Source organism: Pseudomonas aylmerensis, from assembly GCF_001702265.1.
Lineage (GTDB): Bacteria > Pseudomonadota > Gammaproteobacteria > Pseudomonadales > Pseudomonadaceae > Aquipseudomonas > Aquipseudomonas aylmerensis.
The window spans coordinates 101978-126260 of the sequence record NZ_MAUE01000025.1; the positions used below are offsets into that span (position 1 = coordinate 101978).

30 protein-coding genes and 1 tRNA gene are annotated in these 24283 nt (G+C 62.2%); 23 read left to right on the plus strand and 8 right to left on the minus strand.

The window, feature by feature from the left end; translation table 11 throughout:
• The first annotated feature begins 54 nt into the window (after nucleotides 1–54).
• Complete coding sequence (gene ada / locus BBG20_RS17205; protein WP_065905454.1) at nucleotides 55–1101, plus strand: bifunctional DNA-binding transcriptional regulator/O6-methylguanine-DNA methyltransferase Ada; 1047 nt, start codon at nucleotides 55–57, stop codon at nucleotides 1099–1101.
• On the opposite strand, the gene BBG20_RS17210 is transcribed toward ada, so the two are convergent.
• Nucleotides 1098–1688, minus strand: coding sequence for a CGNR zinc finger domain-containing protein (locus BBG20_RS17210; protein WP_065905455.1), 591 nt, complete (start codon nucleotides 1686–1688; stop codon nucleotides 1098–1100). The two genes, ada and BBG20_RS17210, sit on opposite strands and share 4 nt — an antisense overlap.
• Nucleotides 1689–1862: 174 nt before the next feature.
• Between BBG20_RS17210 and BBG20_RS17215 the strand changes: the two genes are divergently transcribed.
• The 8 genes from BBG20_RS17215 to BBG20_RS17250 all read left to right on the plus strand — a co-directional run bounded on the left by BBG20_RS17215 (nucleotide 1863) and on the right by BBG20_RS17250 (nucleotide 10202).
• Nucleotides 1863–2741 (plus strand): alpha/beta fold hydrolase, encoded by an 879-nt coding sequence (locus BBG20_RS17215; RefSeq protein ID WP_065905456.1) that lies wholly within the window; start codon nucleotides 1863–1865, stop codon nucleotides 2739–2741.
• Between the two features lie 109 nt (nucleotides 2742–2850).
• Nucleotides 2851–3909: an NAD(P)H-dependent flavin oxidoreductase gene (locus BBG20_RS17220; protein WP_065905457.1), complete on the plus strand. Its 1059-nt coding sequence runs from the start codon at nucleotides 2851–2853 to the stop codon at nucleotides 3907–3909.
• A 119-nt stretch (nucleotides 3910–4028) separates the two neighbouring features.
• Nucleotides 4029–4787: a molybdate ABC transporter substrate-binding protein gene (gene modA, locus BBG20_RS17225; protein WP_065905458.1), complete on the plus strand. Its 759-nt coding sequence runs from the start codon at nucleotides 4029–4031 to the stop codon at nucleotides 4785–4787.
• Nucleotides 4788–5468, plus strand: coding sequence for a molybdate ABC transporter permease subunit (modB, locus tag BBG20_RS17230; protein ID WP_065905459.1), 681 nt, complete (start codon nucleotides 4788–4790; stop codon nucleotides 5466–5468).
• Nucleotides 5469–5473: 5 nt separating this feature from the next.
• Nucleotides 5474–6553: a molybdenum ABC transporter ATP-binding protein gene (modC, locus tag BBG20_RS17235; RefSeq protein WP_065905460.1), complete on the plus strand. Its 1080-nt coding sequence runs from the start codon at nucleotides 5474–5476 to the stop codon at nucleotides 6551–6553.
• Between the two features lie 78 nt (nucleotides 6554–6631).
• On the plus strand, nucleotides 6632–7681 hold the full coding sequence (locus BBG20_RS17240; RefSeq protein ID WP_065905461.1) for a DNA topoisomerase IB: 1050 nt from the start codon (nucleotides 6632–6634) through the stop codon (nucleotides 7679–7681).
• A 124-nt stretch (nucleotides 7682–7805) separates the two neighbouring features.
• Nucleotides 7806–9428 (plus strand): ATP-binding cassette domain-containing protein, encoded by a 1623-nt coding sequence (locus BBG20_RS17245; RefSeq protein ID WP_065905538.1) that lies wholly within the window; start codon nucleotides 7806–7808, stop codon nucleotides 9426–9428.
• A 69-nt stretch (nucleotides 9429–9497) separates the two neighbouring features.
• Nucleotides 9498–10202: a YoaK family protein gene (locus BBG20_RS17250; protein ID WP_065905462.1), complete on the plus strand. Its 705-nt coding sequence runs from the start codon at nucleotides 9498–9500 to the stop codon at nucleotides 10200–10202.
• 145 nt (nucleotides 10203–10347) lie between these two features.
• On the opposite strand, the gene BBG20_RS17255 is transcribed toward BBG20_RS17250, so the two are convergent.
• From BBG20_RS17255 to BBG20_RS17270, 4 genes are all read right to left on the minus strand, one after another.
• On the minus strand, nucleotides 10348–10701 hold the full coding sequence (locus BBG20_RS17255) for a hypothetical protein (RefSeq protein ID WP_065905463.1): 354 nt from the start codon (nucleotides 10699–10701) through the stop codon (nucleotides 10348–10350).
• A 198-nt stretch (nucleotides 10702–10899) separates the two neighbouring features.
• A complete protein-coding gene (locus BBG20_RS17260) occupies nucleotides 10900–11211 on the minus strand; it encodes an AzlD domain-containing protein (protein WP_065905464.1) in 312 nt (103 codons plus the stop codon).
• Nucleotides 11208–11903, minus strand: a complete 696-nt coding sequence (locus BBG20_RS17265) for an AzlC family ABC transporter permease (RefSeq protein WP_065905465.1) — start codon at nucleotides 11901–11903, stop codon at nucleotides 11208–11210. Before BBG20_RS17265 ends, BBG20_RS17260 begins: the two co-directional genes overlap by 4 nt.
• Nucleotides 11904–11974: 71 nt before the next feature.
• Complete coding sequence (locus BBG20_RS17270) at nucleotides 11975–12190, minus strand: hypothetical protein (protein ID WP_025856028.1); 216 nt, start codon at nucleotides 12188–12190, stop codon at nucleotides 11975–11977.
• 179 nt (nucleotides 12191–12369) lie between these two features.
• Here BBG20_RS17270 and BBG20_RS17275 point away from each other — a divergent pair, with 179 nt between their 5' ends.
• The 10 genes from BBG20_RS17275 to BBG20_RS17310 all read left to right on the plus strand — a co-directional run bounded on the left by BBG20_RS17275 (nucleotide 12370) and on the right by BBG20_RS17310 (nucleotide 20987).
• The gene (locus tag BBG20_RS17275; RefSeq protein WP_065905466.1) at nucleotides 12370–12726 is read left to right on the plus strand and encodes a metalloregulator ArsR/SmtB family transcription factor; all 357 of its coding nucleotides are present in this window, start codon (nucleotides 12370–12372) and stop codon (nucleotides 12724–12726) included.
• A 19-nt stretch (nucleotides 12727–12745) separates the two neighbouring features.
• On the plus strand, nucleotides 12746–14029 hold the full coding sequence (locus tag BBG20_RS17280; RefSeq protein ID WP_065905467.1) for an arsenic transporter: 1284 nt from the start codon (nucleotides 12746–12748) through the stop codon (nucleotides 14027–14029).
• Between the two features lie 12 nt (nucleotides 14030–14041).
• Complete coding sequence (locus BBG20_RS17285; protein ID WP_065905468.1) at nucleotides 14042–14527, plus strand: arsenate reductase ArsC; 486 nt, start codon at nucleotides 14042–14044, stop codon at nucleotides 14525–14527.
• Complete coding sequence (locus BBG20_RS32945; RefSeq protein WP_158267392.1) at nucleotides 14524–14667, plus strand: hypothetical protein; 144 nt, start codon at nucleotides 14524–14526, stop codon at nucleotides 14665–14667. The genes BBG20_RS17285 and BBG20_RS32945 overlap by 4 nt, the downstream gene beginning before the upstream one ends.
• A gap of 27 nt (nucleotides 14668–14694) precedes the next feature.
• Entirely contained in the window at nucleotides 14695–15486 is a 792-nt protein-coding gene (locus BBG20_RS17290) for an AraC family transcriptional regulator (RefSeq protein WP_065905469.1), read from the plus strand.
• 74 nt (nucleotides 15487–15560) lie between these two features.
• Nucleotides 15561–16172, plus strand: a complete 612-nt coding sequence (locus tag BBG20_RS17295; RefSeq protein ID WP_065905470.1) for a LysE family transporter — start codon at nucleotides 15561–15563, stop codon at nucleotides 16170–16172.
• A gap of 318 nt (nucleotides 16173–16490) precedes the next feature.
• Nucleotides 16491–16784, plus strand: a complete 294-nt coding sequence (locus tag BBG20_RS31900) for a hypothetical protein (RefSeq protein ID WP_083221413.1) — start codon at nucleotides 16491–16493, stop codon at nucleotides 16782–16784.
• 223 nt (nucleotides 16785–17007) lie between these two features.
• Complete coding sequence (gene mgtA / locus BBG20_RS17300; protein ID WP_065905471.1) at nucleotides 17008–19722, plus strand: magnesium-translocating P-type ATPase; 2715 nt, start codon at nucleotides 17008–17010, stop codon at nucleotides 19720–19722.
• An 89-nt stretch (nucleotides 19723–19811) separates the two neighbouring features.
• Nucleotides 19812–20159 carry a DUF2493 domain-containing protein gene (locus BBG20_RS17305; protein ID WP_065905472.1) on the plus strand — a complete coding sequence of 116 codons (348 nt, stop codon included), beginning with the start codon at nucleotides 19812–19814 and terminating at the stop codon, nucleotides 20157–20159.
• Nucleotides 20160–20177: 18 nt separating this feature from the next.
• Nucleotides 20178–20987 carry a hypothetical protein gene (locus tag BBG20_RS17310; protein ID WP_065905473.1) on the plus strand — a complete coding sequence of 270 codons (810 nt, stop codon included), beginning with the start codon at nucleotides 20178–20180 and terminating at the stop codon, nucleotides 20985–20987.
• On the opposite strand, the gene BBG20_RS17315 is transcribed toward BBG20_RS17310, so the two are convergent.
• Nucleotides 20984–21676, minus strand: coding sequence for a tellurite resistance TerB family protein (locus BBG20_RS17315; protein ID WP_065905474.1), 693 nt, complete (start codon nucleotides 21674–21676; stop codon nucleotides 20984–20986). The two genes, BBG20_RS17310 and BBG20_RS17315, sit on opposite strands and share 4 nt — an antisense overlap.
• Before the next feature lie 125 nt (nucleotides 21677–21801).
• Between BBG20_RS17315 and BBG20_RS17320 the strand changes: the two genes are divergently transcribed.
• Nucleotides 21802–22329, plus strand: coding sequence for a DinB family protein (locus tag BBG20_RS17320; protein WP_065905475.1), 528 nt, complete (start codon nucleotides 21802–21804; stop codon nucleotides 22327–22329).
• A gap of 154 nt (nucleotides 22330–22483) precedes the next feature.
• Nucleotides 22484–22765 carry a hypothetical protein gene (locus BBG20_RS17325; RefSeq protein ID WP_065905476.1) on the plus strand — a complete coding sequence of 94 codons (282 nt, stop codon included), beginning with the start codon at nucleotides 22484–22486 and terminating at the stop codon, nucleotides 22763–22765.
• Nucleotides 22766–22811: 46 nt separating this feature from the next.
• Here the strand turns inward: BBG20_RS17325 and BBG20_RS17330 are convergent, their stop codons facing one another.
• The gene (locus BBG20_RS17330) at nucleotides 22812–23003 is read right to left on the minus strand and encodes a DUF2188 domain-containing protein (protein WP_065905477.1); all 192 of its coding nucleotides are present in this window, start codon (nucleotides 23001–23003) and stop codon (nucleotides 22812–22814) included.
• A 340-nt stretch (nucleotides 23004–23343) separates the two neighbouring features.
• On the opposite strand from BBG20_RS17330, the gene BBG20_RS17335 reads away from it, so the two are divergent.
• A tRNA-Leu gene (locus BBG20_RS17335) sits at nucleotides 23344–23430 on the plus strand.
• Nucleotides 23431–23579: 149 nt separating this feature from the next.
• On the opposite strand, the gene BBG20_RS17340 is transcribed toward BBG20_RS17335, so the two are convergent.
• Nucleotides 23580–23834, minus strand: a complete 255-nt coding sequence (locus tag BBG20_RS17340; RefSeq protein ID WP_065905478.1) for a DUF1652 domain-containing protein — start codon at nucleotides 23832–23834, stop codon at nucleotides 23580–23582.
• Between the two features lie 227 nt (nucleotides 23835–24061).
• Between BBG20_RS17340 and BBG20_RS17345 the strand changes: the two genes are divergently transcribed.
• Nucleotides 24062–24271, plus strand: a complete 210-nt coding sequence (locus BBG20_RS17345; RefSeq protein ID WP_065905479.1) for a hypothetical protein — start codon at nucleotides 24062–24064, stop codon at nucleotides 24269–24271.
• The last annotated feature ends 12 nt before the right edge of the window (nucleotides 24272–24283 follow it).

The following is a 24283-nucleotide window of genomic DNA, read 5'->3' on the forward strand; positions in this document are numbered from 1 at the left end:
GCCAGGCCCTCGCGGCAGGTCTAATCTGGCCAGAATCCGTCAAGAGTGCCGAGCATGACTACCGAACAAGACCCGCGCTGGGCTGCCATTCTCGCCCGCGACCCGAAGGCCGATGGGCTGTTCGTCTACGGCGTGAAGACCACCGGCGTGTATTGCCGCCCCAGCAGCGCCTCGCGGTTGCCGCGCCCGGAAAATATCGAGTTCTTCGACACTGCCGCGCACGCCGAGGCGGCCGGTTATCGCCCGAGCAAACGCGCGGCCGGCGACCAGACGCAACTGGCCGCGCACCACGCGCAAGTGGTGGCCGATGCTTGCCGGCACATCGAGTCGGCCGACACCGCGCCCAGCCTCAACACGCTGGCGGCGCAGGCCGGCCTCAGCGCTTTTCATTTCCACCGCGTGTTCAAAAGCGTGACCGGCCTGACCCCCAAGGGCTACGCCAGCGCCCACCGCTCACGCAAAGTGCGCGATGGGCTCAAGGGCCAGCATTCGGTGACGGACGCGCTGTACGACGCAGGCTTCAATTCCAACAGCCGCTTTTACGAGTCGGCCAACCGGTTGCTCGGTATGAAGCCCAGCGACTACAAGGCCGGGGGCACCAACAGCGAGATCCTGTTCGCCGTCGGCCAATGCTCGCTGGGCGCCATCCTGGTGGCGCAAAGCGCGCGCGGCGTGTGCGCCATTCTGCTCGGGGATGATCCGGACGCACTGGTGCGTGACCTGCAGGATCAATTCCCCAAGGCCAACCTGGTCGGCGCCGACCGCCGTTTCGAGCAACTGATCGCCCAGGTGGTCGGGTTTATCGAGGCACCCGCGCTGGGCCTGGACTTACCACTGGACCTGCGCGGCACGGCGTTTCAGGAACGGGTCTGGCAAGCGCTGCGCGAGATTCCGGTGGGCAGCACGGCCAGCTATGCGCAGATCGCCGAGCGTATCGGCGCGCCCAAGTCATTTCGCGCCGTGGCCCAGGCCTGCGGGGCCAACAGCCTGGCGGTGGCGATCCCCTGCCATCGCGTGGTGCGCAGCAATGGCGATGTGTCGGGCTACCGCTGGGGCGTCGAGCGTAAACGCCAGTTGCTTGCGCGCGAAAGCGAAGTCTAGAGCGACTGGCGCTTGCGAAACTGCGCAACCTTATGCCGATTGCCACACAACGCCATGCTGCACCAGCGGCGCTTGTGGGCTTTGGTGCGATCGTAAAACCACAGCACGCATTCCGGATGTTCGCAGGTACGGATCAGGTTGAAATCCCCACCCACCAGCAAACCCGCAGCCGCCTCGGCAATCGGCGCGAGAAACTGTTCAGCGGTTTGCAGTTTGCGCTGACGCTCCAGCCGCAGTTCACCGGGCGCCGGCCACGCCAATTGCGGATGGCTCACGGCCTTGCGCAGGAAACCGTTGAGGGGCTCGGGGTCGCCTTGCGTACCGGCCTTGCGCTGTTCGAGTAACAGCCGAATCACTTCACGCAACTTCAAGGCCGCCGCGAGCAAAGCCCCGTGCTCGAACGTCGGCACGCGCCCCTCCTCGGCCCATCCCAGACGCACCAGCCAACGCTCGACATCCGCATCGTGTTGCCAGAACTCGAAAGGCTGGCCATCGACATTGGCGCGCGTGTTGAGCATGTCCAGCACCGGGTCATCGGCGAGCACGTAGGGTTCCAGCGGGACGGCAGGGGGTGGGGAAATGGCCATGATCGATCCTCTTGAGAGCGCTGGAATGGTAACCGCTATTGGCTCGCCTGGATAGTTACTCACGACAAAACACTAACCTGATAAAACAATTTGACAGGTTACCTTTTTAAGCGCAGCTTTTTAACACGGTAACCCGTATATCAACTTTATCAAGTTACAATAGGCGTACTTACCATGACCACGCATGCCCCCGTTGTTCACTACCATCACGTCGACGTCGATGGCGTACGCATGTTCTACCGCGAAGCCGGCGACCCTGGCGCCCCGGTGATCCTGCTGTTGCACGGTTTTCCCAGCTCGTCGCATATGTACCGCAACCTGATCCCGCTGCTCGCCAGCCGCTATCGGGTGATCGCGCCGGACCTCCCCGGCTTCGGCTTCACCGAGGTGCCGGAGGAACGCGAGTACGTCTACAGCTTCGACAACCTCGCGACTACCGTGGGGCATTTTGTCGATGCGTTGGCGTTGAGCCGCTACGCGCTGTATGTCTTCGATTACGGCGCACCGGTCGGCCTGCGCCTGGCAGTCGCGCACCCTGGGCGGGTCAGCGCGCTGGTCTCGCAAAATGGCAACGCGTACCTGCAAGGCCTGGGTGATGCCTGGGCACCGATCCAGGCTTACTGGGCCGAGCCGAGCCAGGCTAATCGCGAGGTGATTCGCAATGCGGTAATCAGCCTGGAAGGCACGCGCTACCAATACCTGCACGGTGTAGACCACCCGGAGTGGGTTGCGCCCGAGTCCTACATGCTCGACGTGTTGCTGATGCAGCGTCCCGGCAATGACGAAATCCAGCTGGACCTGTTCCTCGACTACCGCAACAACCTCACGCTGTACCCGGCCTTCCAGGCATTCTTCAGGGCCACTCAGGTCCCGACGCTGGTGATCTGGGGCCAGAACGATCCGTTCTTCATCCCGCCTGGCGCCCACGCGTATAAAACCGACAACCCGAACGCGGTAGTCGAACTGCTGGATACCGGCCACTTTGCCCTGGAAACCCATGCCAGCCGTATCGCCGAGCGTATCCATGCCGTGCTGGGGGATGCCATCAACTGATGGCGCACCACGAAACGCCCGCTTCGTCCAGTGAATAAAACAGACTGGCCGGGTGCCAAGGGCCCTGCTAAAACAGCGCAAAGCCTCACTATCGCTGGAGACGCACCCCATGAGCACCTGGCCAGACACGCGCATTCTCGACCTGCTGGGCATCGACGTACCCATCATTCAGGCCCCGATGGCGGGAGCTACCACCACCGCCATGGTGATTGCCGCCAGCAACGCCGGCGCACTGGGCTCGATGCCCGCCGCGGCGCTGAGCATCGAGCAACTGCGCGAGGCTCTGAGCACTATCCGCCAAGCCAGTACGCGCGCCCTCAACGTGAATTTCTTCTGCCACCAGCCGCCCCCGGCCGACGCCGCCCGTGACAAACGCTGGAAAGCGCTGCTGGAACCCTACTACCGCGAACTGGGCGCCGATTTCGATGCGCCGACACCGGTGTCCAACCGTGAGCCGTTCAACGAAGCCGCGTGCCACGTGGTCGAAGCCTTTCGCCCCGAGGTCGTGAGTTTTCACTTCGGCTTGCCGGAAAAATCTCTGCTGGACCGGGTAAAAGCCACCGGCGCGAAAGTGCTGTCGTCTGCCACCACGGTTGAAGAAGCGATCTGGCTGGAACAGCACGGCTGCGACGCCATCATCGCCATGGGCATCGAGGCCGGCGGCCATCGTGGGTTGTTTCTCAGCGACGACCTCAATACCCAGATCGGGCTGTTCGCCCTGCTGCCGCAAATCGTCGACGCCGTCAGCGTGCCGGTGATTGCCGCCGGGGGGATTGGGGATGCGCGCGGGATTGTCGCGGCATTTGCCCTCGGTGCTTCGGCCGTCCAGATTGGCACTGCCTACCTGTTCACCCCTGAAGCCAACGTCAGCGCCTCCCACCACCATGCATTGCGCACAGCCCAGGCCAGCGAAACCGCATTGACCAACCTCTTCACCGGCCGCCCGGCGCGAGGCATCGTCAACCGCGTGATGCGTGAATTGGGGGCGATCAACCCGGCAGCGCCGGCATTTCCCACGTCCGGCGGCGCGTTGATCCCGCTCAAGGCCAAGGACGAAGCCGGGTTCAGCAACCTGTGGGCGGGCCAGGCATTACGCCTGGGCAAGGAAACCCCCACATACGAACTGACCCGCGAACTGGCCGAACAGGCCCTGGCCAAGCTCAACTAGCGGCAGCAGCTGAAGCAACTTTGCACTGTACCGGCAATGGCCAACCGCTATATATTCCCATACATAGCGGTTAAGCCTTCTCCCTATAACAAGCCGTACAATCCTCAAGGAGCTGCTTCATGAAGATTCACGCCTCACGCCTGGCCATGCTGGTCGCCGCCCTCGCCTTCGGTTCGGCCCACGCCGATGAAGTCCAGGTGGCCGTTGCCGCCAACTTCACCGCACCGATCCAGGCGATTGCCGCCGACTTCGAAAAAGACACCGGCCACAAGCTGGTCGCAGCCTACGGCGCCACTGGGCAGTTCTACACCCAGATCAAGAACGGCGCGCCGTTCGAAGTGTTCCTGAGTGCCGACGACACTACCCCGCAAAAACTTGAAACCGAAGGCGACACCGTCAAAGGCTCGCGCTTTACCTACGCCGTGGGCACCCTGGCATTGTGGTCGGCCAAGGAAGGTTACGTCGACGCCAAGGGCGAAGTGCTGAAGAAAAACCAATTCAAGCACCTGTCCATCGCCAACCCGAAAGCCGCACCTTACGGCCTTGCCGCGACCCAAGTGCTGGCCAAAGAAGGCCTGACCGACAAGGTCAAGGACAAGATCGTCGAAGGCCAGAACATTACCCAGGCGTATCAGTTTGTCTCCACCGGCAATGCCGAGCTGGGTTTCGTCGCGCTGTCGCAGATCTACAAGGACGGCAAAGTCACCAGCGGTTCGGCCTGGATCGTGCCGGCGTCCCTGCATGATCCGATCAAGCAAGACGCAGTGATCCTCAACAAAGGCAAGGACAGCGCCGCTGCCAAAGCCCTGGTCGAGTACCTCAAGGGCCCGAAAGCCGCTGCGGTGATCAAGTCCTACGGCTACGAGCTGGCCCAGTAAATGCCGCTGTCGAGTGCCGATTTTTCCGCTATCTGGCTGACCATCAAACTGGCGTCACTGACCACCGTGATCCTGCTGGTCATCGGCACTCCGATTGCCCTGTGGTTGTCGCGCACCCGCTCCTGGTGGCGCGGCCCCATTGGTGCAGTCGTGGCCTTGCCGTTGGTGCTGCCACCGACGGTGATTGGGTTCTACCTGCTGTTGACGATGGGCCCCCATGGCTACTTCGGCCAGTTCACCCAATGGCTGGGCCTGGGTACCCTGACCTTCAGTTTCGCCGGGCTGGTGATTGGCTCGGTGATCTATTCCATGCCGTTTGTGGTGCAGCCGTTGCAAAACGCCTTCTCCGCCATCGGCACGCGCCCGCTGGAAGTGGCCGCGACCTTGCGCGCCAACCCGTGGGATACCTTCTTTACCGTGATCCTGCCCCTGGCACGCCCGGGGTTTATCACCGCGTCCATCCTCGGCTTCGCGCATACCGTCGGCGAATTCGGCGTGGTGCTGATGATCGGCGGCAATATCCCCGACAAGACCCGCGTGGTCTCGGTGCAGATCTACGACCATGTCGAAGCCATGGAATATGCCCAGGCCCACTGGCTGGCCGGCTCCATGGTGGTGTTCGCGTTCCTCGTGTTGCTGGCGCTCTACTCCAGCCGTAAATCCAAGATGGGCTGGAGCTGATACCGATGATTGATGTGCGCCTCAATGTGAAATACGCAGGCTTTGCGCTGGACGTGGACCTGCATTTGCCCGGACGCGGCGTGACCGCGTTGTACGGGCATTCCGGCTCCGGCAAGACCACCTGCCTGCGCTGTATCGCCGGGCTGGAGCGTGCCGAAGAGGGCTTTGTGCAGATCAACGATGAAGTCTGGCAGGACAGCCGCACCGGGCTGTTCGTGCCGCCGCACAAACGGGCCCTGGGCTACGTGTTCCAGGAGGCGAGCCTGTTTGCGCATTTGTCGGTCCGGGCGAACCTGGAGTTTGGCCTCAAGCGCATCCCGCGCGCGCAGCGGCGGGTCGATATGGCCCAGGCCAGCGAATTGCTCGGGATCAGCCATCTACTGGATCGCCATCCCCAGCACTTGTCCGGCGGTGAACGCCAGCGCATCGGCATCGCCCGTGCATTGCTGACCAGCCCAAGCCTGCTGTTGATGGACGAACCGCTGGCCGCGCTCGACAGCAAGCGCAAAGGCGAGATCCTGCCGTACCTGGAACGCCTGCACGATGAACTGGACATCCCGGTGCTGTACGTCAGCCATGCCCAGGATGAAGTCGCGCGCCTGGCCGATCACATCGTGCTGCTCAGCGACGGCAAGGCCCTGGCGAGCGGCCCGATTGGCGAAACCCTGGCGCGTCTCGACCTGCCGATGGCGCTGGGCGACGACGCTGGCGTGGTCATCAACGGCAGCGTCAGCGCCTACGACGATCATTACCAATTGCTCACGCTGCAACTGCCGGACAGTGCCCAGCACCTGCGCGTGGCGCATGCGCCGCTGGCGCTGGGCAAGGCGTTGCGGGTCAAGGTGCAGGCGCGGGACGTGAGCCTCAGCCTGCAAGCCGAGGAAGCCAGCAGCATTCTCAATCGCCTGCCGGTGACGGTCACCCAGGAAATCCCGGCAGACAACAGTGCTCACGTGCTGGTGCGCCTGGAAGCCGATGGCACGCCGCTGCTCGCGCGGATCACGCGGTTCTCCCGCGATCAGCTGCAACTGCACCCCGGTCAGCGGCTATGGGCACAGATCAAGGCGGTGGCGGTGCTCGCGTAAAAAACCTTTTGGCACGACCGCAAACGGCTACGGTCAATCAGGAATACCGGCCTGATCTGTTGCCAAGGAACCTGCACCATGCCCGACTCCGCGCTGCCCGCCGACCTGCCCCGCGACCTGCATTACGTTGATGACACCCAACCCGGCATCCGCCGCAAGCGCCTGCGCGGCAAGTTCCAGTACTTCGATGCCAAGGGCGAACGCATCCAGGATGCCGACGAGATCAAGCGCCTGAATGCCCTGGCAGTGCCCCCGGCCTACACCGACGTGTGGATCTGCGCCGACCCGCGCGGCCATCTGCAGGCGACCGGTCGCGACGCGCGGGGACGCAAGCAATACCGCTACCACACGCGCTGGCGCGAAGTGCGTGACACCGACAAATATTCACGCCTGCAGGAATTCGGCAACGCCCTGCCCAAACTGCGCAAGCAACTCGAAGCGCAATTGGCCGAGCCCGGTTTCACCCGCGAAAAGGTGCTGGCTACCGTGGTGATGCTGCTGGATGCGACCTTGATCCGCGTCGGCAATACCCAGTACGCGCGGGACAACAAATCCTACGGCTTGACCACCCTGCGCAACCGCCATGTCGACATCAAGGGCAGTGAGATCCAGTTCCAGTTTCGCGGCAAGAGCGGCGTGGAGCACCAGGTCAGCGTCAAGGACCGGCGCCTGGCCACAGTGGTCAAGCGCTGCCTGGAGTTGCCGGGGCAGAACCTGTTCCAGTACCTGGACGAGGACGGCGAGCGCCACACGGTCAGCTCGCATGACGTCAACGCGTACCTGCACAGCCTCACCGGCGCCGATTTCACCGCCAAGGATTACCGCACCTGGGCCGGTACCGCGATGGCGCTGGCAGTGCTGCGCGAGTTGGAATGGCAGCCGGAATCCGACGCCAAACGGCATGTGGTGGCGATGGTCAAGGATGTCGCCAAGCAACTCGGCAACACCCCGGCCGTGTGCCGCAAGTGCTATATCCACCCGGCCGTGCTGGAGCATTTCAGCCTGGGTGAACTGTCCCGCCTGCCCAAGCCGCGCCTGCGCAAAGGTTTGAAAGCCGAGGAAGTTGCGCTGGCCATGTTCCTGGAGAAACTGAGCGCCGACTTGCCAGAAAAAGCCAAGGCAGGTTAGGCTCTGTCTCCCTTCTGACGCCCGGGATGACCGCCGACGTGAACCACTAAGCCTTCCAAAATGTATCTGCAACGAGCCGCCTGGCGTGCTTGTTGGCCTGTCCGACATTTTTTTGGAGGTGCTGATGACTGACGTCAACCGGCTGCCCGTCCTGGTTTCACTGCAACACCTGAGCTTCCAATTCGCCAATGGCGAAACCTTGCTGCACGACCTGTCCCTGTCCATTGATCACACCCCCACGGGGATCGTCGGGCGCAATGGCCGCGGCAAAAGCATCCTCGCGCAATTGATCGCCGGGGTATTGCCGCCCTCCTCCGGTTCGCTCGACTGTTCGGCTCGCGTGGCTTACGTGCCGCAGGCCGTGGTGGTGAATGCTGGGCAAACCGTCGCCGATATCACCGGTACCGCCGAGCCCCTGGCGGCCCTCGCACGCATGGCGGCGGGCGTGGCGCGGGTCGATGATCTTGAGGTGATCGATGATCGGTGGGACCTGGCCGAACGTCTGCGCACCGCCCTGGACGCCGCAGGCCTGGCCGCGCTTGGTTTTGACACGCGCGCCGATCAGCTCAGTGGTGGCCAGCTGGCGCGGGTCGCGGTGATCGGTGCGATGCTCGCGGAACCGCAACTGCTGGTACTCGATGAACCTACCAACCACCTCGACGGCGACGGCCGCACCTGGCTGTTGCAGGTGCTGCAGGCATGGCGCGGCGGCCTGGTGGTGGTCAGCCATGATCGGCAATTGCTCAACACCCTCGGGCGCATCATTGAGCTGTCGCCGCTCGGTACTCAGGTGTATGGCGGCAACTATGCTGCCTATCGCCTGCAGCGCGACACCGAACAGCACGCCGCCATCGCCGCGCTGGAACACGCGCGCCTGGAGCGCAGCCGCGAACGCCGGCGCCTGCAAAAGGATCATGACAGCCTGCAGCGCAATGCCGCGCGCTCGCGCAAACATGCCGAGACGGCCAATGTCGACCGCTTTACCAAGGCGCGCTGGAAAGGCGCCGCCACCGAAATCGTCAGTACTGTGCGCAGCGCGCATCACACGCACAAAAGCGAGCTGGATGATCAAGTGCGCGAGGCCTACGCGCGCGTCGAGGACGAAACACCGACCCTGCTGGCCTTGCCCGGCTCGGCAGTGCCCAATGGCCGCCGCGTGATTGCCCTGGCCGAGGTTCAATTACCCTGGCTGTCACAGCCGCCGCTGACACTCGATTTGATCGGGCCGGTGCGCGTGGCGGTGCAAGGGCCGAACGGCTGTGGGAAATCCACTCTGCTCAAAGTGCTGGCAGGCCTGTGGCAGCCGGTCAGGGGCGAATGCACAGTGCCGGTACCCAGCGCCTACATCGACCAGCATCTGGCGCTGCTCGACGACCAACGCTCGATCATCGACCAACTCAACCTGCTCGACACCCCCTTGGCCGAAGCCCAGTTGCGCACGCGCCTGGCCTTGCTGCAACTGGATGCATTACGGGTCACCCAGCCGGCCGGCCAACTCAGCGGCGGCGAGCGCTTGAAGGCCGCGATGGCAATTGCCCTGTGGCGAGCAACGCCCGCGCAACTGCTGTTGCTCGACGAGCCTACCAACCACCTTGACCTGGAATCGGTGCTCGCCTTCGAGCAGGCGCTGCAGGGGTTCGACGGGGCGATGCTGGTGGTCTCGCATGACCCGGCGTTCGTGCAGGCGATTCGGCCGACGCATCATTTACGCTGGCAGCCGGAGGGGTGGCGCCTGGAGAGTGTCTGAGGTCATTGCATGGCGCCGCAAAGCGTCCTACGGTAGTGGCCGGATAATCTCACCGAGGAACCCGGCCCCATGCTACCTTCGCCGCGCAAGCCCTTCGCCAATGCCGCACTCGCCCATCAACAGCGCTGGCGGGGTCGCGTCGGCCTGATGCTGGTGGCCAGCCTGTCGGTGCTGGCGGGCATGACCGACGCCATCGGCTTTATGGCCAGCGGTGACTTTGTGTCGTTCATGAGCGGCAACACCACGCGCCTGGCGGTGGCGATCAGTGCCGGCGATCTCGGCTTGACCGCACGCCTGCTGTTGCTGGTTGCGACATTCGTGGTGGGCAACGCCTTGGGCGTAGTGGTCAGCCGCCTCAGCCGGCGGCATGCCTTGCCTTTGCTGTTGTGCATTGCAACCTTGCTCTGCGGCGGCGCGCTGCTGCCCTTCGCCGACACGTTGCCCGCGCTGCTGGCGGCGATCATCGCGATGGGCATGCTCAATGCGGCAGTGGAAGAGGTCAACGGCTTGCCGGTGGGTCTCACCTACGTCACCGGAGCGCTGTCACGCTTCGGGCGTGGGCTGGGTCGCTGGATGCTCGGCGAACGCCGCAACGGCTGGCGGGTGCAACTGATTCCATGGGCGGGGATGTTTATCGGAGCGGTGATTGGCGCGCTGCTGGAACAACAGCTGGGCCTGCGGGCGCTGTGGGTCAGCGGCGCATTGGCGGGGGTGCTGGGGTTGGTGTCGCTGAAGATTCCCCGTCGCTGGCACCTGGGTTTTATGCCGCGCTAAGGGTTGAAAGGATGCTCGCCCGACGTTTAGGCCTCGACGTCCGTGTACTGGTAAAGAGCCATCATGTCGGGCGAGCGCGTGCATCATAAGCGAATGTCCGGCGGCTGTCCCGCCGGGCGATTCCTAAAAGCACTAAGGCAATGGATTACAGACAGGTCGCGAGGGCCGCCAGGCGGCGTTTGGCCGGCATGTTGTCTTGCGCTGCGTAGTACTTGACGGTCGATCCGGCGCCGGCGCTCAGCACGTCGACAAAGTAATCGCCAGCGGTGGTGTAGACGGTAAAACCACCCGCTCCGGTGGGCTCCTTGAAGCCGCCGGCGTCGACGCCAAACACACTTTCATCCTGCCAACCGAACTGAATGCACTCGGCAACCACCAGGGTGGCCTTGTCCGAGGTCATGGTCTTGTAGGGGTTGCCGGCGCGCGCCTCTTTCATCTTCGAGCCCGCGCAACCGGCCAGGGCGGCCAGTACCAATGCGCCTATTACGACCTTGTGCATGCCATCGTTCCTTGGAAAAAAACGCGACTCTACCATTAGCGGAACCGTCGATGCGAAAGCCAGGCAGAAACCTGCCCCGCACGCAGCATGAATTTAGTTTCACTGTGAGGGGCGATCGCGCCGCCTATAGTCGGCAGGCTCATTTTTAAGAAGTCTCCCTTCTGCCCGCTCTCCCGCGGGCTTTTTTTCGCCTGTGCGTCAGAGCCACCAACGAAACAGGTAGAACAACGCCATGCTCAGCAGCACGGTGATCAACACGTTACGCGTCCAGAACATCAGCCCTACCGCGCAGATGGCTGCCAGCAGGTAAGGGTTGGACGGGCTCAGGTTGAGCTGGTGGTCGGCGAGAAAAATGATCGGCCCGCAGATCGCCGTGAGCATGCCCGGCACCGCAAACCCCAGGAACTCGCGCGCCCCGCGATTGAGGCGCACCGGCAAGCGCGGCTCGATAAACAGGTAACGGTTGAGAAACACCACCAGGCCCATGGCCACAATCATCAGGTAGATCATCGCTGCCCTACTCCCAGGCGTTTGCACACAAACCCGGCACTCATGCCCAGCACGCCGGACACCACCACCGCCGACTCCCAGTGCAGGAAGCTCAACCACACTGAACACAACAATGACACGGCCACACAGACCACTGTCGGCACGTCGCGCACCACCGGCGTGATCAAGGCAATAAAGGTGGCGGCAATCGAGAACTCCAGGCCCAGTTGATCCAGGCCGGGGATGCTTTTGCCGAGCACGATGCCGGCCAGGGTGAACAGGTTCCAGGCGATGTAGAACGTCAGGCCGACCCCCAGCGCATACCAGCGATTGAAGGTTTCGCGGTCGTAGTGGCTGACCAGGGCGAAGAATTCGTCGGTCAACAGAAAGCCCAGGCTCATGCGCCAGCGGCTTTTAAGCGGGGAAATAATCGGGCGCAGGTGCATGCCGTAGAGCAAGTGCTGGGATGTCAGCAGCAGCGTGGTGAGCACGATGGAGATCAGGCTGGCGCCGCTCTTGACCATGCCGATGGCGACCAACTGCGCCGCGCCGGCAAACACGATGGCCGACAAACCTTGGGCTTGCAGTGGGGTGAATTGCGCATCGATGGCCATCGAACCGGCCAGCAGGCCCCAGGGCGCACAGGCCAGGGACAGGGGAATGACGGCGATTGCGCCGCGAGCGAAGGCGTAATGAGGTAAGGCAGTAGGCATGGAGACGGCTCATCGACAGACAGTCGACAAGCATGCCAGCGCAACGAGGGGCTTGTCTTGAACGATCTTGCTCAGGCCAGGCGTACCGACACCTGCTCCACCGAATCCCGCGCTTCGCGCAGTTCGTGGGCATCCTGGTTGAGGCGGTGGATGGTATTGAGCAGACGTTGGCGCAGGACTTCATCGCCGAGTTTTTCGACGGCACGCATCAGGTCGAACGCCGCGGTTTCGTTATTTTCCGCGACGGAATCCAGGGTCTTGCGCAGGTTGCGAGTGGCACGGGTCACGCGGGGTCATCCTTCATCAGCAATGGGCAGGCACTTTAGGACATTCTTGTTTCATTTTAATTTCAAACACTTGTGGCTGATTTCCGCGGATTTGATCCACGTCAATTGAAACAAGGTTTGACCTAAATATATGGATATCCGTATATTCGTATTTCCATATATTACAAACAGGCCTGCGCATGTCGGACCTCTTCTCTCCACCCACATTGTTCAAATGCCTGGCTGACGCCACCCGCGCGCGCCTGACGTTGTTGATCCTGCGCGAAGGCGAACTTTGCGTCTGCGAACTGATCCATGCCTTGGACGACAGCCAGCCAAAAATTTCCCGCCACCTGGCGCAACTGCGCAGTTGCGGGCTGGTGCTGGATCGTCGCCAGGGCCAATGGATCTACTACCGCCTCAACCCGGCGCTGCCTGGCTGGGTGACCGAGGTGTTGCAGACCACCCTGCAAGCCAACCAGACCTGGTTGCACAGCGACGCACAACGCCTGGAAGCAATGGGCGACAGACCACAACGGGCCAGCGCCTGCTGCTGAGCCAACGGAGCGTTTATTCATGCTTGTCGCAGTTGCTATTTTTATCCTCACCATCGTGCTGGTCATCTGGCAGCCCAAGGGCCTCGGCGTGGGCTGGAGTGCCACGCTGGGCGCGATCCTGGCCCTGGCCTGCGGCGTGATCAGCCTGGCCGACATCCCGGTGGTGTGGCACATCATCTGGAACGCCACCGCCACGTTTGTCGCACTGATCATCATCAGCCTGTTGCTCGATGAAGCCGGCTTCTTTGCCTGGACCGCCTTGCATGTGGCGCGCTGGGGCCGTGGACGCGGCCGGCGCTTGTTTGCCTATATGGTGCTGCTCGGTGCCCTGGTCTCGGCGCTGTTTGCCAACGACGGCGCGGCGCTGATCCTCACGCCGATTGTGATGTCGATGCTGCTGGCGCTGCGTTTTTCCCCGAGCGCGACCCTGGCGTTTGTCATGGGCGCAGGCTTTATCGCCGACACGGCGAGCCTGCCGCTGGTGGTGTCGAACCTGGTAAACATCGTCTCGGCGGATTATTTCAAGATCGGCTTCAACGAATACGCCGCCGTCATGGTGCCGGTGAACCTTGTCAGCGTCGCCGCAACCTTGGCGGTGTTGCTGTGGTTTTTCCGCCGCGACATCCCGCAGACCTACGACCCGGCTGACCTGGAAGACCCTGCGAGTGCCGTGCACGACCGCGCCACCTTCCGCGCCGGCTGGTGGGTGCTGGGCATCCTGCTGGTCGGTTGCTTTGCCCTCGAACCGCTGGGCATTCCGATCAGTGCCATCTCGGCGGCGTGCGCCGTGCTGCTCCTGGTGATTGCCGCCAAGGGCCACAAGATTTCCACGCGCAAAGTACTCAAGGAAGCGCCCTGGCAAATCGTGATCTTCTCCCTGGGCATGTACCTGGTGGTTTATGGCCTGCGTAATGCCGGGCTCACCACCTACCTGGCGACCTGGCTGGATACCTTTGCGCAGCACGGCGTATGGGGCGCCGCCATGGGCACGGGCGTGCTGACCGCGTTGTTGTCGTCGGCGATGAATAACCTGCCGACAGTGTTGATCGGCGCGCTGTCCATCGAGTCCAGCCATGCCGTGGGCGTGGTCAAGGACGCGATGATCTACGCCAACGTGATCGGCAGTGACCTGGGTCCGAAGATCACCCCGATCGGCAGCCTCGCCACGTTGTTGTGGCTGCACATCCTGGCGCGCAAAGGCATCACCATCACCTGGGGCTACTACTTCAGGGTCGGGATCGTGCTGACCCTGCCGGTGCTGTTGATCACCCTCGCCGCCCTCGCCTTGCGCCTGAGTCTTTGAAGGAATCGAGCAATGAAAGTCCTGTTCATGTGTACCGCCAACAGCTGCCGCAGCATCTTGTCCGAAGCCGTGTTCAATCACCTGGCGCCGCGCGGCTTTGCAGCGATCAGCTCCGGCAGTTTCCCCAAGGGCCAGGTGCTGCCACGCAGCCTCGGCACGTTGCAGGCGGCGGGCATCAGCACCAAGGGGCTGTACAGCAAAGGCAACGAGGCCTTTGAAGGCAGCCCGCCGGACGTGGTCATCACCGTGTGTGACAAAGCCGCCGGCGAGGCCTGCCCGGTTTATTTCGGGCCGGCGGTGAAGGCGCATTGGGGCCTGAAGGATCCCTCCGACGTGCAAGGCGATGAAGCCTCGATCCAAGCCGCATTCGATGCCACGCTGGCGATTATCGCCGCACGCTGCCGTGCATTTTTCGCCCTGCCTGTCGCCGACCTCAGCCCTGCTGACCTGAAAACACAACTTGAGCGCATTGCGCAGTTGTCACCAGAGAACCCATGAGCCCCCTGCCAAACCTGGATGTATCGCTGCTCCCGCCCGGCCCACTGGATTCGACCCAGGCCCCGCGCATCCTGCTGCTGCACGGGTCGACCCGCGAACAATCAACGGTCGATTTGTACCGCGCTGCCAGCGTATGCTGAGGCCCTCACTCCTAGCGAGCCACCTCGATGAGCGCCATGCAACACGCCTGGCTGGGCAACTACGAACTCAGCAGCACGACCTGCACCGGCCTGACCTTTGCGCGCCACAGCCATGATGAGTGCGTGATCGGCGTGAACCTGCTGGGCGAGGAAAAAGTCTGGCTGGACCGCCGCGAGTTTGCGGCGGGGCCGGGCTCGATCACCCTGTATAACCCCGGGCAGATTCAGGGCGGCGGCGCTGCCGAGGGCGCGCCTTGGCAGTTTGTCAGCCTGTACGTGACCGCCGACCAATTGGCCGGTGATCTGGGGCTGGCACAGGTGGAGTTCGACCGCTCGCTGTGTGTCCAGCCGGACCTGGCCCAGCGCCTGGCGGCGGCGGTGAAAGGCGCATTGAGTAGCGATGCGCGGGTGCGCGAGTTGCACGAAGAGGCTTTGCTGCTGTTGCTCGGCGAAGTGGTCGGCCTCAGTGGTGTGCGCCTGCCCGGCACCGCGGCCACTGGCAAAAGCCTGATCGGCCGCGCCCAGGAGCTGCTCGCCGGACAGCTGCATCAGTCCGTACCGTTGGAGCAGTTGGGCGATGAGCTGGGGTTGTCCAAATTCCATCTGCTGCGCACCTTCCAGAAAGAAACCGGGCTCAGTCCCCGGCAATGGGCCATGCAATTGCGCACTCGCCGTGCCAAGGGCCTGTTGCGCAACGGCGTGGCGGCCAGTGAAGTCGCGCACACGCTGGGCTTTGCCGATCAGAGCCACCTGAATCGGCATTTTCGCGCGGCCTACGGCATCACTCCCGGTCGCTACCAGAGCGTAGTGAAACGCTGAACAGCGCAATCTGGTTCAAGACTGCACACCCATCCCTGCGCACACTGCCCGGCATCATTTGAAGGAACGCGGGCATGCTGACGATCTTCTTTTACGCGCTGGTATTCGGTTTTGTGTTTTGCCTCTCTCCCGGCGCGGTGCTGGCGGAAACCCTGCGCCGTGGCCTGTTGCACGGTTTCACCCCAGCCTTGCTGGTGCAGGTCGGTTCGCTGGTGGGCGATGCCGTCTGGGCGGTGATCGGGCTTACCGGTATCGCGTTGCTGATCCAGCATGACGCGGTGCGCGTGCCGCTGACGGTGGTCTGTGCGCTGTACCTGGCCTGGCTGGGCGTGCGCAGCCTGCTCGACGCCTGGCACCTGCCCGAAGCTGACAGCAACGTAGCCCGCTCCGGTAAAAATGCGCTGGCGGTAGGCGCGGCGATTTCGTTGGCCAACCCGAAGAACATCGTCTATTGGGGCGCGTTGGGCAGCGCCTTGTCCGGCATCGTCGGCGCGACACCCAGCCACGGGCAGACGCTGACGTTTTTTGCGGGGTTCATGCTGGCCTCGGTGTTGTCGTGCTTTTTGATTGCGGCGCTGGTGAATCTGTTGCGCCAGAACGCTTCGCCGTTGTGGCAACGCATCAGTTACGGCGCCTGCGGCGTGGTCTTGATCTATCTGGCTATTCTCGCGACACAGGGCATATGAAGTTATATAACCGGCAACTTCAGAGTGCCTCTTATCTGAATGAACTCTGAACCGCGGGTTATTTAATTAATCATCCGTTGACATTTTGTAACTGCCTGAGTAGATTGCCCGTGCCCGCTACTGGGGCCTTTTTTAAACCTCACAAAAGAAGCCAATGGACACAGTATCTAGTCGCTGTCCGAGCACCGCGTTTGCGGGCATCGGGCGCCAAACCCAGAATATGACAGGACTCGCCTTCCAGGTCCGGTAAGCTGCGCTAGAGCTTGATGCTCCTCCGTAACTGCCTCGCCGGATGCGTATCCGGTCCCGAGGTGTGTTATGACCTTCCAAGCCTTTGTTTTACCTGATGTACGCACACTGGCCGCCGCCCTGCGCGCCAAGTTGTGCCGCGAGCCCGTGGGTTTTTCGCCGACCCGCTCGCCACTTGCCGTACCCTCCCCTCAAGTGCGCCCGGCCCACCCGCTGGCGCACTGGCGTATCTGCCCAGCCACTGGCCAATTGCAGCAGCACTGGGATCACGCCGACCCTCAAGACCCACAGAGACCGACCGTTTCCCGCCTGGCGCAAGCTGGCTTGATGCTCGGTCTGTATGTGAGCGCTCGCGCAGCTTAACCCCGCTGGAAACAGCAACTATCTGATCAATACCCTGGAGTTCCTCATGAACACTTCCAGATGTAATCGGCTGCGCGTTAGTTAACTAACGCCGCCGTCAAAGTTAGGTAAACACCTTATTTGAACCGATCGCCAAGTTAGCGGCTCGGCCGGCTTTCACTCGCCTGTATGCAGGCAAGTAACGGGCCTGTTTTGTCGACAACTGGCGACAGGAGTACACACCATGAGCGCCGTAAAAAACACGCCACTGCAGAAGAAAAAGGGCACCGACGCCGACACCAAACTGTCGATGCGTGCCGCCCGCGAAGCCCACAACGGCCTATCCGCCACCCTCGCTAACGTTCGCGCCACCCAGGATGGCCTGACCGAACTGGACGCCGCTGCCCGCCTGCAACGCGAAGGCTACAACGAAGTGGCGCACGACAAGCCGCCTCACGCCATCGTCCAGTTCCTGCAGGCCCTGAACAACCCGTTCATCTATGTGCTGCTGACCCTGGGCGGCATCAGTTTCTTCACTGACTGCTGGCTGCCGATGCAGGATGGCGAAGAGGCCGACCCCACCAAAGTCATCATCATCATGACCATGGTGCTGCTCAGCAGCCTGCTGCGCTTCTGGCAGGAGCACCGCTCGGCCAAGTCCGCCGAAGCGTTGAAAGCCATGGTGCGCACCACGGCGACTGTGCTGCGCCGCGAGCAAGTGGGCGGCCAGCCCGCCCTGCGCGAAGTGCCGATGCGCGAACTGGTAGCCGGCGACATCGTGCAGTTGTCGGCCGGCGACATGATCCCCGCCGATATCCGCCTGATCGAGTCCCGCGACCTGTTCATCAGCCAGGCCGTGCTCACCGGCGAAGCCTTGCCGGTGGAGAAATACGACACCCTGGGTGAGGTCACGCAAAAATCCGCCAGCGCCTTGGCCGCCGACCAGGGCAACCTGCTGGACCTGCCGAACATCTGCTTCATGGGCACCAATGTGGTCAGCGGCCGCGCCAAAGCCGTGGTAGTCGCCACCGGACCACGTACTTACTTTGGCTCGCTGGCCAAGGCGATTGTCGGTTCGCGGGTGCAAACCGCCTTTGATCGCGGGGTGAACAGCGTCAGCTGGCTGCTGATCCGCTTCATGCTGGTGATGGTGCCGATCGTGTTCCTGCTCAATGGTTTCTCCAAGGGCGACTGGGGCGATGCGTTCCTGTTTGCACTGGCGGTGGCCGTGGGGCTGACCCCGGAAATGCTGCCGATGATCGTCAGCGCCAACCTGGCCAAGGGCGCCACGGCCATGGCCAAGCGCAAGGTGGTGGTCAAGCGCCTCAACGCGATCCAGAACTTTGGTTCGATGGACGTGCTGTGCACCGACAAGACCGGCACGCTGACCCAGGACAAAATCATCCTCGAGCATCACGTCAACGCCTTTGGCCAGCGGGATGACGCGGTGCTGTCCCTGGCGTGGCTCAACAGCTATCACCAGAGCGGCATGAAGAACCTGATGGACCAGGCCGTGGTGCAGTTCGCCGAGCAGAACCCCAAGTTCCAAGTGCCATTTGCCTACAGCAAGGTCGATGAATTGCCCTTCGACTTTGTGCGCCGTCGCCTGTCGATCGTGGTCAAGGACGCCGCCGACGACCACCTGCTGGTGTGCAAGGGCGCAGTGGAGGAGATGCTGGGCATTTCCACCCACGTGATGGAGGCAGGCAAGGCCGTGCCGCTGGATGAGCACCGCCGCGAAGCGTTGCTGGCGATTGCCAACGACTACAACGAAGACGGCTTCCGGGTGCTGGTGGTGGCCAACCGTCACATCCCAAAATCGCTGGCGCGCCAGCAGTACACCACCGCTGATGAACGCAACCTGGTGATCCAGGGCTTCCTGACCTTCCTCGATCCACCGAAGGAAACCGCGGGCCCGGCGATTGCCGCGCTGCAACAAATCGGCGTGGCGGTCAAAGTGCTGACCGGCGACAACGCGGTGGTCACCAGCAAGATCTGCCGCCAGGTCGGGCTCGATCCAGGCCAGCCGCTGCTGGGGGTGGAAATCGAAGCGATGGACGACGCGACCCTGCTGCGCCGCGTGGAAGAGCGCACGGTGTTCGCCAAGCTCACGCCACTGCAGAAATCCCGAGTGCTCAAGGCTTTGCAGGCCAACGGTCACACGGTCGGTTTCCTCGGTGACGGCATCAACGATGCACCGGCGCTGCGTGATGCCGACGTGGGTATCTCGGTGGACAGCGGTACCGATATCGCCAAGGAATCGGCCGACATCATCTTGCTGGAAAAGAGCCTGATGGTGCTTGAAGAAGGCGTGCTCAAGGGCCGCGAAACCTTCGGCAATATCATGAAGTACCTGAACATGACCGCCAGCTCCAACTTCGGCAACGTGTTCTCGGTGCTGGTCGCCAGTGCGTTCATTCCGTTCCTGCCGATGCTGTCGATCCACTTGCTGCTGCAGAACCTGATGTACGACATCTCCCAGCTGGCCTTGCCGTGGGACAAGATGGACAAGGAATACCTGGCCAAGCCGCGCAAGTGGGATGCCAAGAACATCGGCCGCTTCATGATCTGGATCGGGCCGACCTCGTCGATCTTCGACATCACCACGTTTGCGCTGATGTGGTACGTGTTCGCCGCCAACAGTGTCGAAATGCAGACCCTGTTCCAGTCCGGCTGGTTTATCGAGGGGCTGCTCTCGCAAACCCTGGTGGTGCATATGTTGCGCACGCGCAAGATCCCGTTCTTCCAGAGCACAGCCGCGTGGCCGGTGCTGATGATGACCGCCGTGGTCATCGGGCTGGGGATCTACGTGCCGTTCTCGCCGCTGGGCACCCTGGTCGGCCTGCAACCGCTGCCGCTGGCGTACTTCCCGTGGTTGGTCGGCACCCTTCTCGCCTACTGCTGCGTGGCCCAACTGATGAAAACCCTCTACATCCGCCGCTTCAAGCAGTGGTACTGAGTTTCACCCTGCCATGCCTCGTAGGAGCCGGCTTGCCGGCAAGCCGGCTCCTACACCCAGGCAGCGTTTGCATTGCAAGGAAATTTCTTATGCGCGTCTTGATCTGTGCAGGTCGTCATTACGCCGACACCAAAAAGTCCCGCCAGGTGCTGGACGCTTACCACCGCCTGCGCCCGGTGCAGGTATTGATCCACGGCGGCAACCAGTTCCTCGGCAGCGACATCGAGGAATGGGCACGCGAGCTGGGCATCGACGTGGTGCGCTACCCGCCCAACTGGCAACACCACGGCAAGCAGGCGGAACGCCAACGCAACCATTTCATGCTGACCGACAGCCGCCCCGATGTGGTCATCGCCCTGCCCGGTGGCGATGACACCTTCGAGCTGGTCTGCCAGGCCAACGCCAGCGGTATCTCGGTACTCACCGTAGAAAGCTGAATTCACGCGAGGTGCATCATGCACAAAAAACACACCCCTCAACGCCCCGACGGGTTTGCCAAATACCGTGCGCGCCACTATCGCGGTGCGCGCAATAGCCTGCTGCTGTTGCCACCGGCGAAACGTCGGGCGCTGCGGCGCAATTTGATCTTTATCGGCCTCACGCTGGGCCTGATCCTGCTGGTGGCCCTGGTGTCGAAAGCCCACGCGGCCGGCGGTGCCTACGTGGTCGACGACGGCGCGATCAATGCGCCAGGAGCATGCAACGTCGACGCCTGGTACAGCGTCAATCGCCACGATGGCAGCACCCACAGCGAGACGCTGTCGCCGGCCTGCACCTTCGCCGCCATGCCCTCTGTGCAATGGGGCACGGCGCTGTCACGGGCCGACCATGAGACTCAGGTCAGCCCACAACTCAAGGCCCAGGTGCTGTCCCGACAAGACCTGGGCGTGGAAATCGCCGTTTCCGCTGGCGCGCACCTGGCGCTGGATCGACAACACGGGTTTGATGGCGCTGACCTGAACGTCCCGTTCACCTGGCAAGCCTTTGAAGCCTTGCGCCTGAACCTCAACGCCGGCTGGACTCATGCCTACAACGACGGCGATCAGCAACATCGCCTGACCTGGGGCAGCGGCTTGGAGTACGAGCTTGCGCACGCCCTGACGCTGATCGCCGAGCGCTATGGCCAGGCCGGCGGCGACCAGGCCTGGCAGGCCGGACCGCGCCTGCACCTGGGGGAATTTGTCGACGTCGACCTGATACTGGGGCGCAGCCTGACCGGCGCCCGCGACCAGTGGCTGACCACCGGTGCGACACTGCGGTTCTAGGCCTTGGCCTGTTGCTCCAACCGCAACTGCAACTGCGGATCGATCTGCAACTGCCCCGCGAGGTCATCCAAGTAGTTGCGTTCGGCTTCCTGCTGGTCATCGACCAGCAGCACACTGGCCAGGTACATCTCGGCCGCCACTGCCGGGTCTTGCGCAAACTCGGCAAAATCCGCCGCATCCAGGGGCTTGGCGACTTCGGCGTCGAGCCACTGTTGCAACTGTGGGTCGTCGGTATGTCGGCGTACTTCATTCGAGATCAACTGCCGCTCTTTTTCGTCGATCTCGCCGTCGGCCTTCGCGGCCGCAATCAATGCACGCAAGACTGCGTGACTGTGGGCTTCGGCTTCGGCGCCGTGGAGCTGGTCGACGGTCTGGAATGCCGCTTGTGGCTTGGCCGCCTGCTGGCTCTGCCAGGCCTGATACGCTTGGAAAGCCATCATTCCCAGGGAGGCCAACGCCGCATAGTTCATCCCGCCAGTACGCCCCTGGGCCGGGCGCGCGGCAGCTCCACCCCCAAGCATGCCGCCCAAGCCACCCAATAACCCACCGAGGCCGCCACCGGCAGGCGCATTGGCGCTGTTGGTGCCTTTCAACAGACCACCAAGCAGCCCGCCAAGACCACCGCCCGCGGAGCCACCGCCCGGCTGCCCGGCGCGCAGCAGTTGTTCAAGTAAGTCGCTGGTGTTCATGGTTTCACCCTCCCAGGGCGTGGTGTTGGCGTCTAACAACCATAGCCCGCCACTGCGGGAACACCATGACCGCCGGGCGGCCACGCCTTATGATGGCGCGATCCCGCCAACAAGAGACACACCCCGTGAACCGTATCGAACAGATCGCACTGATGGCGACCTACAACCAGTGGATGAATCGCAAGGTCTATGACGCGGCCGGCACCCTGGACCACGCCGCATTGCTGGAGGACCGCCAAGCGTTTTTCGGCTCGATCTTCGGCACGCTGAACCACCTGGTGCTGGGCGATACGGTCTGGCTCAAGCGCTTTGCGCTGCACCCTGTCGGCTTTTCGGCACTGGCCCCGTTGAGCGCCATCGAGGCACCACGCGACCTCAAGCACCTGGCCTTCGCCGATCTGTGCGCACTCGCGTCCCGGCGCGTCTGGTTGGATGAACTGATCATCGAGTGGGCCCACGGCTTGAGCGATGGTGATCTCGACCATCGCCTGCACTACCACAACATGCGCGGAGTCGCGGCGGACAAGCCGTTTTTCAGCCTGCTGGTGCATTTCTTCAATCACCAGACCCATCACCGCGGCCAGGTGACGACGTTGCTGACCCAGGCCGGCGTGGATGTGGGCGATACCGATCTATTGGCGCTGATCGACTAGCCGTAGCCGCGTACCTATCCGTTTGGGGGGATAAACGAACGTCACACCACCGATGGGGTCGTAACTTCAGGTGCCGGGATTTTTCCGCTCCCGCCCTCCCCGCGCGCATTGTGGGTCTACCGATGCGCGTACCCCATAAGAAGGAGACGCTTACATGGTCATTCACTTCAAGGTCGCCGGGCATCTGGCTTGCGGCCATCACGGCACCAACCTCCCGTCCAGCACCGAGTTGAACCGGGTCAAATGCCGCACCTGCCGCAACACCGAAGCCTACAAGGAAGCGCGCCGCACCCAACGCAACGCCGCTCGACGCGCGTCACGCAAAGCCAAGACTCATACCGCAACCGACTGGCGCAGCGCGTGGACGCAACGCCTGACCGACTTGCCAGGCCTGCAGCGCCTGCCACGCGGGTTCAGCGGCCAGCCTTTCGTCTAGGCTGCCCATGCAAAAGCCCCGGCCAGGCCGGGGCTTTTTTTTGCGTTCAATCATCATTGGACACCGGCCGGTTGCGTGCCTTGTACCCTGGCAAGGTAGCGGCATACGCAAATGCCTGTTCGCGGGAATTGAAGGTCGCCAACCGGTCCTGGGGCGTACATACCCGCCACGGTCCATGGTTGACCTGCACGATGTCGTAGCCATTCAGATGCAGCTTCGTCAGCATTGGAGCGCTCATAGTCACCTCGCTTTCCTGAGATTTTCTGGCGTTGCAGCCCCACCTTACACCCGCATCGGGCCCAGGAGTCGACCATGTGTCGTACCGAAATGGCTGCATTCATGAACACCAAGCTGCAGCTGATTCACTTACTGGCCGGCGGGTATGGCAAGTAGCCAAAGCTGTCATTTATGGCTCTTGTTCTGTCGCCAGCGGAGTCGTCCTAATAGCCTCAATACCCCCTGTAGATCACTGATCTGCCGAGCTTTTTCACTCAAGCCTTCAGCAAGAAAGCTGCCCTTCGACCTTGCGCCCGAGCGTGCGGATCTATATATTCCCAACCCTGCTACAACGCGCTGCCGCCCGAATGGCGAAACTGGTAGACGCATGGGACTTAAAATCCCCCGCTCGTAAGGGCGTCCCGGTTCGATTCCGGGTTCGGGCACCAAAGATATCAAGGGCTTGCATGATGAACTTCATGCAGGCCCTTATCTTTTGTGTTCCGCAATTTTGGGATGTGTTCCGCAATTCCCCTCTCCGGCGTTCTGCCGACCGAGCACCAACCTCAATAACCCTGAATACATACGGGCTCCCTTTTCAGGCTTGGCCAACTTCCTCAAGCGCAGCATCCCCTCGAAGTCTTACCTCCTCTTTTATCTCCGCGATGAGCCTGGCGATTGCGCGGCTTGATCCTAGAGTTTTTGGATCAACCCCGGCGACCGTCAACAATTCCTGCTGAGTCATAGGGTCGATCAGCTGAATGTTGAGTGAGTCAAACCTGATGGAGCACACGCACCTGGTGGGAAGGAACGCCGTCTCAATTATATGGCGTAACTCTAAGGTAGAGATCATCACGTGACCCTTTAAAACCAATGGATAGAGGCCTTTCGGCGCGGCGATGTGGCTTAGGGAACCTAAATGTAAAAACGTTCAAGTTAGTACATGTTAGTTTGATTTTTGAGACGTGGTTCACGCCTCGTAGCTGTTCCGACAGCCGCCGGTCATTTGCCCCTGCCGCTTTATGGGAAACCACTCTGAATACCTGCTGCTACGCTGTTCACTCCACCAGAGGAACGCCGATGCCAAACTCAGACCTGCTCCCTTGCCTGCTCTCCAGGCTGTACGAAAACCAGCTGGCCCTCGAAGCCTCGATCATGGAGTTATCGAACTGGGTCGAGCAGCGTGGCTCAGCCGATGTGGCGGAGAACATCCGCGGCGCTCTGCACACCATCGATGAGAACGAGGAGTTCATCAAGCTGACTCTGGCGGTCCTCATGTCGCCCGAGTGAAGTTGATCTGGC